This window comes from Janthinobacterium salmonicoloratum, assembly GCF_051380845.1.
Classification (GTDB): Bacteria; Pseudomonadota; Gammaproteobacteria; order Burkholderiales; family Burkholderiaceae_D; genus Janthinobacterium; species Janthinobacterium lividum_F.
The window spans coordinates 2,593,562-2,605,647 of record NZ_JBNYXV010000001.1; the positions used below are offsets into that span (position 1 = coordinate 2,593,562).

11 protein-coding genes are annotated in these 12,086 nt (G+C 64.0%); 2 read left to right on the top strand and 9 right to left on the bottom strand.

Annotation, left to right across the window (positions count from 1 at the left end; translation table 11 throughout):
• Positions 1-65: 65 nt before the first annotated feature.
• Positions 66-941 carry a 3-methyl-2-oxobutanoate hydroxymethyltransferase gene (gene panB, locus ACQ4WY_RS12000; protein WP_353659807.1) on the top strand — a complete coding sequence of 292 codons (876 nt, stop codon included), beginning with the start codon at positions 66-68 and terminating at the stop codon, positions 939-941.
• A gap of 54 nt (positions 942-995) precedes the next feature.
• On the opposite strand, the gene ACQ4WY_RS12005 is transcribed toward panB, so the two are convergent.
• From ACQ4WY_RS12005 to ACQ4WY_RS12035, 7 genes are all read right to left on the bottom strand, one after another.
• Positions 996-2,483, bottom strand: a complete 1,488-nt coding sequence (locus tag ACQ4WY_RS12005; RefSeq protein WP_436504170.1) for an aldehyde dehydrogenase — start codon at positions 2,481-2,483, stop codon at positions 996-998.
• Positions 2,484-2,519: 36 nt separating this feature from the next.
• Complete coding sequence (locus ACQ4WY_RS12010; RefSeq protein WP_436504171.1) at positions 2,520-3,365, bottom strand: ABC transporter permease; 846 nt, start codon at positions 3,363-3,365, stop codon at positions 2,520-2,522.
• A complete protein-coding gene (locus tag ACQ4WY_RS12015) occupies positions 3,362-4,291 on the bottom strand; it encodes an ABC transporter permease subunit (protein ID WP_436504172.1) in 930 nt (309 codons plus the stop codon). The genes ACQ4WY_RS12010 and ACQ4WY_RS12015 overlap by 4 nt, the downstream gene beginning before the upstream one ends.
• A 7-nt stretch (positions 4,292-4,298) precedes the next feature.
• Positions 4,299-5,447: an ABC transporter ATP-binding protein gene (locus tag ACQ4WY_RS12020; RefSeq protein ID WP_436504173.1), complete on the bottom strand. Its 1,149-nt coding sequence runs from the start codon at positions 5,445-5,447 to the stop codon at positions 4,299-4,301.
• 137 nt (positions 5,448-5,584) lie between these two features.
• The gene (locus ACQ4WY_RS12025) at positions 5,585-7,045 is read right to left on the bottom strand and encodes an aspartate aminotransferase family protein (RefSeq protein ID WP_436504174.1); all 1,461 of its coding nucleotides are present in this window, start codon (positions 7,043-7,045) and stop codon (positions 5,585-5,587) included.
• 10 nt (positions 7,046-7,055) lie between these two features.
• Positions 7,056-8,426, bottom strand: a complete 1,371-nt coding sequence (locus ACQ4WY_RS12030) for a glutamine synthetase family protein (protein ID WP_034788700.1) — start codon at positions 8,424-8,426, stop codon at positions 7,056-7,058.
• Between the two features lie 54 nt (positions 8,427-8,480).
• Positions 8,481-9,248 carry a gamma-glutamyl-gamma-aminobutyrate hydrolase family protein gene (locus ACQ4WY_RS12035; protein WP_436504175.1) on the bottom strand — a complete coding sequence of 256 codons (768 nt, stop codon included), beginning with the start codon at positions 9,246-9,248 and terminating at the stop codon, positions 8,481-8,483.
• 39 nt (positions 9,249-9,287) lie between these two features.
• On the opposite strand from ACQ4WY_RS12035, the gene ACQ4WY_RS12040 reads away from it, so the two are divergent.
• Entirely contained in the window at positions 9,288-10,676 is a 1,389-nt protein-coding gene (locus ACQ4WY_RS12040) for an MFS transporter (RefSeq protein ID WP_436504176.1), read from the top strand.
• A gap of 6 nt (positions 10,677-10,682) precedes the next feature.
• Here the strand turns inward: ACQ4WY_RS12040 and ACQ4WY_RS12045 are convergent, their stop codons facing one another.
• Positions 10,683-11,492, bottom strand: a complete 810-nt coding sequence (locus tag ACQ4WY_RS12045) for a hypothetical protein (RefSeq protein WP_436504177.1) — start codon at positions 11,490-11,492, stop codon at positions 10,683-10,685.
• Positions 11,489-12,055 carry a sigma-70 family RNA polymerase sigma factor gene (locus ACQ4WY_RS12050; protein WP_436504178.1) on the bottom strand — a complete coding sequence of 189 codons (567 nt, stop codon included), beginning with the start codon at positions 12,053-12,055 and terminating at the stop codon, positions 11,489-11,491. Before ACQ4WY_RS12050 ends, ACQ4WY_RS12045 begins: the two co-directional genes overlap by 4 nt.
• Positions 12,056-12,086: the final 31 nt, after the last annotated feature.

Genomic DNA, 12,086 nt, shown 5'->3' on the forward strand with positions numbered 1-12,086 from the left:
CGCATAAAGTACTACACTAGCGGCGTCGCAATCGCATCACCCCCCTTTCACTCTAGAGAATACCTATGTCCGCTTATTTGCAAGGAACAGATCTGGCCGCAAAAGACAAGGCCGCCACGCCGGCGCCGGCGCCATCCAAGCCTGTCGCCAACAAGGCCGTGACCATCCATACGCTGGCCACGCTGCGCGCCGCCCGTGAAAAGATCACCATGCTGACCTGCTATGACGCCAGTTTCGCGTCCCTGATGGACCGCTGCGGCGTGGAGATCCTGCTGATCGGCGATTCGCTCGGCATGGTCTGCAACGGCCACAACTCCACCCTGCCCGTCACCGTGGCCGAACTGGCCTATCACACGGCGTCCGTGGCGCGCGGCTCCAAGTCCGCCATGATCATGTCCGACCTGCCGTTCGGCGCCTATGGCACGCCCGAAACGGCCTACGCGAATGCCGTCATCCTGATGCAGGCGGGCGCGCACATGATCAAGATCGAAGGCGGCGCCTGGCTGGCCGAGACCGTCCGCTTCCTCACCGAGCGTGGCATCCCCATCTGCGCCCACATCGGCCTGACGCCGCAATCGGTGCACCAGCTGGGCGGCTACAAGGTGCAGGGCAAGAGCACGGAAAGCGCGGCGGAACTGAAGAACGACGCGCTGGTGCTGCAAAACGCGGGCGCCGCCATCGTGCTGATGGAAGCCATGCCGTCGCAGCTGGGCAAGGAAGTCACCGACATGCTGACTATCCCCACCATCGGCATCGGCGCCGGTCCCGACTGCTCGGGCCAGGTGCTGGTCATGCACGACATGCTGGGCGTCTTCCCAGGCCGCAAGGCGCGCTTCGTACGCAACTTCATGGAAGGCGCGGCCAGCATCGACGACGCCGTCACCGGCTATGTAAAAGCCGTCAAGGATGGCAGCTTCCCGGCACTGGAACACTGCTTCTGATGTGATTCCGCCTGTCGGCTTGCGCGCTGCGCGCCAGGCCGACAGCGCTTCGTCTTATCCCACCTGTATCCACGTCGTCTTCAGCTCCGTGTACTTGTCCAGCGCGTGCAGCGACTTGTCGCGCCCGTTGCCCGACTGCTTGTAGCCGCCGAACGGCACGGTGATGTCGTCGCCGTCGTACTGGTTCACGTGCACGGTGCCGGCACGCAGGGCGCGCGCCGTCTGGATGGCCTTGCTAATGTCGGACGTCCACACGGCCGCCTGCAAGCCGTACGGCGTGGCGTTGGCCTGTTTGATGGCCTCGGTGATATCCGTAAAGCCCAGCACGGACAAGACGGGGCCGAAGATCTCTTCGCGCGCAATCGTCATGCCGGCGTCCACGCCAAAGATGGTCGGCTGCACGTAATAGCCGCCCGTCTCAAGACGCACGGCGTCGCCGCCGCCGAGCAGCTGTGCGCCTTCGTTCTTGCCGGCCGCGATATAGCCCATGACGGTGTTCATCTGCGTGGCGTCGACGATGGCGCCCATGACGGTGGCTTCATCGAGCGGGTCGCCGGGCTGGAAACGGGGCAGCATGGCCAATGCCTTGGCCAGGAATTCTTCCTTGATCGATTCTTCCACGAACAGACGCGAGGGCGCGTTGCAGCTTTCACCCTGGTTGAAAAAGATGGAACCGACGGCAGCCGCCACGGCCTTGTCCAGGTCCGGGCAATCGGCGCAGACGATGTTGGCGGACTTGCCGCCCAATTCCGTCCACGCCCGTTTCAAATTCGACTGGCCCGCCATCTGCACGATCAATTTCCCCGTGCGCGTGGAACCCGTAAAGCCGATGCAATCGACGTCCATGTGCAACGCCAGCGCGGCGCCGGCCTCGTTACCGTAGCCTGGCAGCACGTTGAAAACGCCGGCCGGCACGCCCGCTTCCAGCGCGATGTCGGCCAGGCGCAAGGCCGTCAATGGGGATTTTTCAGAGGGTTTGAGGATCACGCTATTGCCTGCCGCGAGGGCCGGCGCGATCTTCCAGGCAGCCATGATCATCGGGTAGTTCCACGGCACGATGGCGGCGACGACGCCCACCGGTTCGCGCGTGATCAGGGCCAGGCTGTTGGCCGGGGTAGGCGCGATTTCATCGTAAACCTTGTCGATCGCCTCGCCATACCAGCGCAGGCAGTTGGCCGTGGCGCCCACGTCCACGCTCTGGCTGTACTTGATTGGCTTACCCATGTCCAGGGTTTCCAGCAAGGCCAGCTCGGGGCCGTATTTCTGCACCAGGTCGGCGAATTTGATCAGCACGCGCTTGCGCTGGGCGGGTGACTTGCCTGCCCAACGGCGGTCGTCAAAAGCGGCGCGGGCGGCCAGCACGGCCGTGTCCACATCCGCGCCATCGCAGCGGGCCACTTGCCCCAGCAGGCGCCCATCGATGGGCGACAGATTGTCGAAAGTCTGGCCGGACCTGGCCCAGACGCGCTCGCCGTTGATGAAGGCGCGTCCATCGATCGCGAGCGCTGCGGCCCGCGCATGCCAACTGGTGTTTTCCGTCATGGTCGTCTCCTGCAAGGTGAAAACGCCAGCTTACTCCTAGTCTGCCGAATAGGCCGCAGACATCTGCTTGCGGCGTTTCCGGTCGGCGCGCGCCAGCATCACGGCATACGCGATCACGGCGAGCGTCACCACCAGGATGGTCAGCGCGGCGATGGCATTGACGCGCGGATCGAGCCCCAGGCGCGCGCGCGAGAAGATCACCAGCGGCATCGTCGTCGAACCAGGGCCGGACAGGAAGGCCGACAGCACCACGTCATCGAGCGACAGGGTGAATGTCAGCAGCCAGGCCGAGGCCAGCGCCTGCGTGATGTTCGGCAGGGTGACGAGGAAGAACACCTGGTGCGCGCGGCATCCCAGGTCCATCGCCGCTTCGGCCAGCGACTTGCTCATCTCCTGCAGGCGCGACTGCACCACCACGGCCGCATACGCCATGCCCAGCAGGGTGTGGCCGAGCCAGATGGTCAACACGCCACGTTCGGGGAAACCGAAGACTTTTTGCATGGACACCAGCATCAGCAGCAGCGACAGGCCGATGATCACTTCCGGCATCACCAAAGGCGCGCTGACCATGGCGGAAAACACCGTGCGGCCACGGAAGCGCTGGTAGCTGCTCAAGGCGAAAGCGGCAAACGTGCCCAGGATGACGGACGAGGTGGCCGACATGAAGGCGATCTTCAAGGACAAACCGAAACCCGAGATGATTTCCGTATCGCTCATCAACTCGCTGTACCAGCGCAGCGAAAAGCCACTCCACACCATGTCCTGGCGCGAGCTGTTGAACGAGAAGACGATCAGCACGATGATGGGCAGGTAGAGGAACAGATAGCCCAGCGAGAGCCAGCCGCGCCCGAACCAGCGCTGCGGGAAGGTAGGTCCGTTCATGTGCGCTCCTCCGCGTCCTGGTCAGTTTTGTATTTGTTAAAAATGGCCATCGGCACGAGGATCAGCAAGACCACCAGCACCGTCACCGACGAAGCCATGGCCCAGTCGTTATTGGTGAAATATTCATCCCACAGCACGCGGCCGATCATCAAGGTTTCCGGGCCGCCCAGCAGCTCGGGAATCACGTATTCGCCCACGGACGGAATGAACACCAGCATGGCGCCGGCGATGATGCCCGACTTTGACAGCGGCACGGTGATGCGCCAGAACGCTTGCAAAGGGGTGGCGCCCAGGTCTGCCGCCGCTTCCAGGTAGCGCATGTCCATTTTCACCAGATTCGCATACAGGGGCAGGATCATGAAGGGCAGATAGGCGTACACCATGCCCACCACCAGCGAAAACGAGGTGTTCATCATGTGCAGCGGTTCCTGCACGACGCCCAGCGCGATCAGCAGGTCGTTGAGCAAGCCGTGGTTGGCCAGGATGCCCTTCCACGCATACACGCGCAGCAGGAAGGAGGTCCAGAACGGCAGCATCACCAGCATCATCAGCACGGGCCGGATGGACGGTCTGGCGCGCGCCATGAAGTAGGCGAACGGGTAGCCGATGAACAGACAGATGGCCGTGGTGATCGCCGCATATTTCAGGGAACTGAGATAGGTGAGCAAATACAGTTCATCGGCGGCGATGAACAGGTAGTTGGCGATTTTGACCTTCAGCACAACGATGCCGTCGACGTACGACAGCAAGCCACCGAACGGACTGCCCGCCGTGTCCATGTCGGACAGGCTGATGCGCAGCACGATCAGGAAGGGAACCAGAAAAGCGGCCGCGAGGAACAGCGAAGGCACGGCGATGACGGCGTTGCGCCCAGTGACCCAGCGCAGGGTGACAAGGTTACGCAGCGATTGCAAAATGGACGTCATGATGGCCTCAGCTGGTCAGCACGACGATGTCGGCGCCATCCCACCACAGCCACACGCGCTGCTCGCGCTCGAGGCGCGCGGCGTCGTGGCGGGCCGCGTTGGTGCGCGAGACTTTCACCACCATGCCGCTGTCGAGGCGCACATGGTAGCTGGTTTCATTGCCAAAATACGCCATGGCGACGATCACGCCCTGGGCGCAGTTGTAACCATGTTCCGCTGGCGACGCGCGCTCTTCCAAAGCGGGTGGCTCGATCTGGATGCCGATTTTTTCGGGGCGCACGGCCACCGAAACATCCATGCCCAGGTTGCCCGTGATGCCGTGCGAGACATAGTGCTCGCCATCGGGCGTGGCGATCACCACGTGATCCGGCTCGTCCTGCGTGATGCTGCCGTCGAACAGGTTGACGCTGCCGATGAAGTCGGCGACAAAACGGCAATTCGGCGTCTCGTAGATTTCGCCGGGCGCGCCCACCTGCAGGATGCGCCCTTCGCTCATGACGGCGATGCGCGTGGCCATGCTCATGGCTTCGTCCTGGTCGTGCGTGACCATCACGCAGGTCACGCCCACCTGCTCGATGATGTTCACCAGTTCCATCTGCGTGCGTTCGCGCAGTTTCTTGTCGAGCGCGCCCAGCGGTTCGTCGAGCAGCAGCAATTGCGGTCGCTTGGCCAGGCTGCGCGCCAGCGCCACGCGCTGCTGCTGCCCGCCCGACAGCTGATGCGGCTTGCGCTTCGCGTATTGGCCCAGCTGCACCAGCGCCAGCATCTGCTCGACCCGCGCCGCCACTTCCGCTTTCGGCAAACCGTCGCGGCGCAGGCCAAAGGCAATGTTGTCCCACACGGACAGATGGGGGAACAGCGCGTACGACTGGAACATCATGTTGATGGGCCGCTGGTGCGGCGGCACATCGACGATGCTGTTGCCCGCCAGGGCGATGCGCCCCGACGTCGGCGTCTCGAAACCGGCCAGCATGCGCAGCAGGGTCGACTTGCCGCAACCTGAACTGCCCAGCAGGGCGAAGATCTCGCCCTTGTTGATCGTCACGGAAATATCATTGACGGCGCGCACGCCATCGAATTCCTTGACCAATTGATCAATCAGCAAGAAAGGCGCTGGGGCGTCGTTGGCCGACGCGGCTGGTGTTGCTATCGTCATGTGTGGGTGGCTTCAGGGTAAGAGGGTGTCAAAATGAAAAACTGGCCGCTGTACGAGCGGCCAAGATGGAAGTTTAGCGGAACTGCCGCCATTGCGGTCCAAAAAATGCGCAGATGGCGGCAAAATGGGGCAAAAACCTACACCCAGCCCTTCGCCTGCACCTCCGCATGGGTCTTGTCCAGGCACACCCGTATCAAGCCCACCATTTCATCGATCTGCGCGCGGGTCATGACCAGCGGCGGGGCGACGATCATGCGTTCGCCCACGGCGCGCATGATGACACCATTGTCGAACATGTGGCCCCGGCAGATCATGCCCACGCCCTGGTTCTCGTCGAACGGCTCGTTCTCGTGCACGGTGGCGCCCTTCTTGCGCACCAGGTTCAGGCCCGCAACCAGGCCGCAGCTGTCCGCATAGCCGACCAGCGGATGTTCGCCCAGGCTGGCAAAGCACTGTTTCAGGTAGGGTCCCGTATCGTCGGCCACCTTCGCCACCAGCTGCTCTTCCTCGATGATGCGAATGTTTTCCAGCGCGGCCGCGCAGGCCACGGGATGGCCCGAATACGTGAAACCGTGCGTGAATTCGCCGCCCTGCTCGATAAGCACCTTGGCCACCCTGTCGCCCACCAGAACGCCGCCCAGGGGCACATAGCCCGAGGTGACGCCCTTGGCAAAGGTGATCAGGTCGGGCTTGATGCCGAACAGTTCGGAGCCAAACCAGCGCCCCAGGCGGCCGAAGCCGCAGATGACTTCATCGGCGATGAGCAAAATGCCGTACTTGTCGCAGATGCGCTGAATCTCGGGCCAGTAGGTCGATGGCGGGATGATCACGCCACCGGCGCCCTGCACCGGCTCGCCGATGAAGGCGGCCACCTTGTCGGCGCCGATTTCCAGGATTTTGTCTTCCAGCCAACCGGCCGCTTTTACACCGAATTCCTCGGGAGTCAATCCGTGGCCCGATTCCAGGTAATTCGGCTGGCCGATATGCGCGATGCCGGGTATCGGCAAGCCGCCCTGCGCATGCATGCCATCCATGCCCCCCAGCGACGCCCCCGCCACCGTGCTGCCGTGATACGCGTTGTGGCGGCTGATGATGGTGTGGCGCTCCTTGTAGCCAAGGATGTCCCAGTAGCGGCGCACCATGCGCAGGTTGGTGTCGTTGCCTTCCGAGCCGGAACTGGTAAAGAACACGTGCTGGAACTGCGGTGGCGAGATTTGCGCCAGCTTGGCGGCCAGCTGTGCGGCCGGCACGTTGGTCGTGCCAAAGAAACTGTTATAGAAGGGCAGCGTCTCCATCTGCCGGTACACGGCTTGCGAGATCGACGTGCGGCCATAACCCACGTTCACGCACCACAGGCCCGACATGCCGTCGACGATTTTCTTGCCCTGGCTATCCCACAGGTAGACACCATCGCCGCGCACCATCACCCTAGCGCCTTTCGATGCCAGGTCCTGGAAATCGGTGAATGGATGCAGGTAGTGGGCCGAGTCCATTTGCTGGATGGCGGCCGTGTCGTATACCTGCGGCGCCGCGTTTTTCTGCGCCACGGAGGCGACCAGGGCGGCGCTTGGCGCCAGCGGATTGTTGTTTGTGCTCATGCGTGTTCCTTTAAACGTGCAATAACAAGTGCTCGCGCTCCCACGGGCTAATGACCGTCATGAACTCCTGGTGCTCCAGGTCCTTGATAGCCGCATACACGTCGATGAAGCGCTCGCCCAGCACCGTGCGCAGCTTGTCTTCCGCGCGCAGCAACTGCAAGGCCTCGGGCAAGCCTTGCGGCAGTTCGAACTTCATGTCGTAGGCGCTGCCCACCATCATCGGCGTCGCTTCCAGCTGCTCCGTCATGCCGAGATATCCGCAGGCCAGCGTGACGGCCAGGGCCAGGTAGGGATTCGCGTCGGCGCCGATGATGCGGTTTTCCACGCGGCGGTCCTGCACGCCAGACTCTGGCACGCGGAAGCCCACGGTGCGGTTGTCCAGTCCCCACTGGATGTTGATCGGTGCCGCCGTGTGGCGCACGATGCGGCGGTAGGAGTTCACGTACGGCGCGACGATGGCCATGGCCGACGGCATGTAGCGCTGCAGGCCCGCGATGTAGTGCTTGAAGATGGGTGCGGCCGATCCATCCTCGTTGCTGAAGATATTCAGCCCCGTCTTCGCATCGACAACGCTCTGGTGCACATGCATGGCGGACCCCGGCTCGCCGGCCATCGGCTTGGCCATGAAGGTGGCGTACATATCGTGTTTCAAGGCCGCTTCGCGCAGGGTGCGCTTGAAGAAGAAGACCTTGTCGGCCAGGCCCAATGGATCGCCGTGCAGAAAGTTGATTTCCATCTGCCCCGCGCCGATTTCGTGGATCAGGGTATCGACGTCAAGGTTCATCAGTTCGCAATAATCGTAGATATCCTCGAACAGCGGATCGAACTCGTTGACGGCGTCGATGCTGTACACCTGGCGGCTGGTCTCGGCCCGGCCGCTGCGCCCGATGGGCGGCTTCAAGGGCAGGTCCGGGTCCGTGTTCTTCGCCGTCAGGTAAAACTCCAGTTCCGGCGCCACCACGGGCTTCCAGCCCTTGTCCGCATACAGTTTCAGCACGCGCCGCAACACGGATCTTGGAGCAAAATCGACCAGCATGCCGTCGGCAAAATAGCAGTCGTGGATGACTTGCGCAGTGGGGTCAGTGGCCCACGGCACCATGGTGATGGTGGTGGGATCGGCCTTTAAAATCATGTCGCGGTCGGTGCTGGAAATGGCGCGGTCGTAGCCGCCATCGTCGACCGGGTAATTGCCCGTCACCGTCATGCCCAATACCGCTTCCGGGATGCGCATGCCGCGCTCCTGGGTGAATTTCCCGCGCGGCAGGATCTTCCCACGCGCCACGCCCGTCAAATCGGGTACCAGGCATTCGATTTCCGTGACGCGCTTTTCATTGAGCCACAAATCCATATCCGTATAGGTGAAATTTTCGCGTATTGCCATGTTTCCCTCTCGTTGGTCTTGATCGAACACCGCGTACTGCGTGCGGCGCGCCTGTCATCCTGTCTTTCTATGCTGCTGTTCCTGGTAATCGCGGCAAGCCTGGCCGAAGGCATCGAACAGCCGCATTGACTGCGGATTGTCTTCCACCTGCCATTCCGGGTGCCACTGCACGGCCAGGGTAAAACCGGCGGCGCTGGCCACCGTATAGGCTTCCACCAGGCCGTCGTCCGCCAGGGCTTCCACCAGCAAGCCATCGGCCAGCCGGGCGATGCCCTGGCCATGCAGGGAATTGACCATCATTTCACTCTCGCCGCCCAGCAGCCGTGACAGCAGGCCGTCGGGCATCAACTTGATGCGGTGCGCGGGCGCGTACTGATGCGCCAGGGGATCGAGCACGTTTTCACGATGGTCCTGCATGCCCGGCACCGCATGCACGGCCTGGTGCAAGCCGCCGCCCAGCGCCACGTTGACTTCCTGGAAGCCACGGCAGATGGCGAGCAGGGGCAGCTGGCGCGCCAGCGCGGCGCGGATCAGGGGCAAGGTGGTGGCGTCGCGCGCGGAGTCTTGCGGCAGGTCGGGATGGAGGATGTTTTCGCCATACAGGCGAGCGTCGACGTTCGAGGCCGAACCGGTCAGCATGACGCCGTCGGCGATGCGCAGCGCCGCTTCCAGGTCCGCGTCAAGGCCCAGAGCGGGCAGCAACAGCGGCATGCAACCGGCGCCGCGCAGCACGGCGTGCAGGTATTTGTCCTGCGCCATGTGCCAGACGTGGCTGCCAAGCTGGCGCTGGCAAGCGGGAACGAGAACGATGGGACGGCGCATAGAGCTTCCTCGCTGGCGTGACGATCCAATGACAGCGCCATGACAGCGCTGCCGCTCGCTTCACTGTACAGCAGAGCCGGCAGCGGCGGCCACACCGATGGACGTGGCCAGCGGTGGCACACATCGCCTACACTACGGCTTTGCAATATTGCCCTTATTAAAATCATCATATGCCCGTCCGGCGCCAAACACCAGCGCCGCAGGCAAAGTCCCTTACTTTCCCATGCATCCACACCGTTTTCCAGCCATCCCAAACACCTTTTCCACCCTGCGGGGGCAGACATGAAGCACATGCCGTGGCGCGACTTCTTCGCCCTCGTGGTGAGCATCGGCGTGGTCGGCCTGGGCCTGGGCGCGACCATGCCGCTCACCGCGTTGACCCTGCACCAGCGCGGCGTGGGCACGGACGTCATCGGCATGATCACGGCCGTCAGCGCCCTCGGCATCCTGGCCGCCTCGCCATTCGTCTCGCGCTGGGTGGGACGTTTCGGCGCGCGCGCCACCATGCTGGGCGCCGTGTGGGTGGCGTCGCTGGCGACGATCGCCATGCAGTTCACCGACCACCTGCTGGCGTGGAGCGTGCTGCGCTTCCTGTTTGGCGGCGCCATGGGCGTGCTGTTTACCATCGGCGAAGCGTGGGTCAACCGCCTGGCGCCCGACAATTCGCGGGGACGCGTGGTAGCCATGTACACCACCAGCTTTACCTTTTTCCAGCTGATCGGCCCTGCCCTGGTGGCCCTGTTCAACGACAAGATCAGCTGGAGCTTCGCCGCCTGCGGCCTGCTGTTCCTGCTGGCCGTGCCGGGATTGATGCTGATCTCGAACGGTGGCCCGGAACGCGAGCCGGAAGAACATGGCGTGAAATGGACCTTGATCCTGCCGCGCATGCCGATGATCGTGCTCGGCGCCGCCTTCTTTGCCCTGTTCGATACGCTGGCATTGAGCCTGTTGCCGCTGTACGCGATGGAGCACGGCATCAGCACGGACCTGGCCCTGCTGTCGGCCACCGTGGTGCTGGTGGGCGATACGGGCCTGCAGTTCGCACTGGGATGGATGGCCGACCGCTTCGGCCGCGCCAAAGTCCACGCAGGTTGTGGCGTGGCCGTCTGCCTGCTGCTGCCGCTGCTGCCGTTTGCCGTCGGTACGCCGTGGCTGTGGTGGACCTTACTGCTGTTGCTGGGCGCGGCGGCGGGCGGCATCTACATGTTGGCGCTGGTGGCCTGCGGTGAGCGTTTCACGGGACTGTCGCTGACCAGCGCCAGCGCCATCGTCAACGCCACCTGGGGCGTGACCAGCGGCGGCGGCCCCCTGCTGACGGGCGTGCTGATGCAATCGGTGGGCGTGAACGCCCTGCCGGCCGTGATGTGGGTATGCGCCGCCATTTTCGTCGGCAGCGCCGTGTGGGAGCGCAGGAAGGGGATCGTGTAACGCGCGCTACTTCGGTACTTTTTCCAGGCGCTGGCGCAGCTCCTCGGCCACAGGATAACCGGGATACGCCTGCCGGAACGCGGCCCATTCCTCGTGCGCCAGCGCGCCTTCGCCCGCTTTTAACAAGGCGTCGATCTTCACCAGCCATACACCAGCATCGAGCCTGGCCGGCGGCGGCAGCGGCAGCGGAGCCGACTTTGCCACGACGGGAGCGGGCATGGCCAGCGCGCGCTGCACGGGTGCCTGGCGCTGCAGGCTGGACTCGGCCTGCATGGCGACTTGCTGCTCCATTGCCCGCTGCATGTCCGTGGCTGGCGGCGGTGGCGGTGGCGGTGCCAGTTCAGGCGGCGGCGCTGGCTTGGCTGCTGCCATGGCGCGCGGCGCTGGCGCTGGCACTCGCGCCGGTGCTGGCGCCTGCACGGGTGCCACGGGTGCCGTGGAGACGGCAGCCTGCGGCACTGGCGCCGCAGCCGGCATCACCTCCTGCGTGACCGGTTCCCCAACCACGGGAAATTGCGCCGGCTTCGAGCCGAACCAGTCGACGCCGATCAGGTTTACCGTCAGCAGCACGGCCGCCGCCAGTCCCAGCGGAACGCGCCAGCGCTGCAGATAGTCCGGGGATTGCTTGGCGGGCAAGGTGCGCAGCACGCCATCGGCGCTGTCGTTCGCGGCCGCCGGCTTGTGCAGGGCCTTTTCCGCGTCTGCCAAAATGGCCGCATCGAGCGCGCTGGAAGGCGCGGGCTGCGGCAAACTGGCCAGCAGCGCGTTCAATTCTTCGTCGTGATCATCTTGATGCTCTGTATCGTGCGTAGTCATGCCTGTCCTCCCGCGCCAGCGGCGCTGTCCAAGCCCGCGCGCAATTTCTGCATGGCGTAGCGCAGCCGGCTCTTGACGGTTTCCGCTTCCGCCCCCGTCACCACGGCGATCTCGAGGATGCTCATGCCACTGAACTGCTGCAGCACCAGCGCTTCCTTTTGTTCCACCGGCAGCGCGGCGATGGCCGCGTGCAGCAGCGCGTGCCGCTGTTTCTGCTCCAGCGATTGCGGCGGCGATGCGCCCTCGTCGGCCAGCTCGCCTGCTTCCCCTTGCTCCTGCCCTTCCCGCTGGCGCAGGAGGTCGATCAGGCGGTTGCGCGCGATCTGGTACAGATAGGTGCGGAACGCCGCCTGCGGCTGGTAGCCCGTGCGCGCAGCATGCAGGCTGGCCCACGCATCCTGCACGATCTCGTCGACCCACGCGCGGCGCGGCGCACGCCAGGCCACGAAGCGGTACAGGCCCTGGCTATGGCGCCGGTACAATTCGCGAAACGACGGCAGGTCGCCGGCGCTGTAGCGCAGCATCAGGTCTTCATCCGTCGCGGTCAGTAAAGTGTCGGGCATGCGGACCAGTGTAGCCGAACTACGCGGCAGC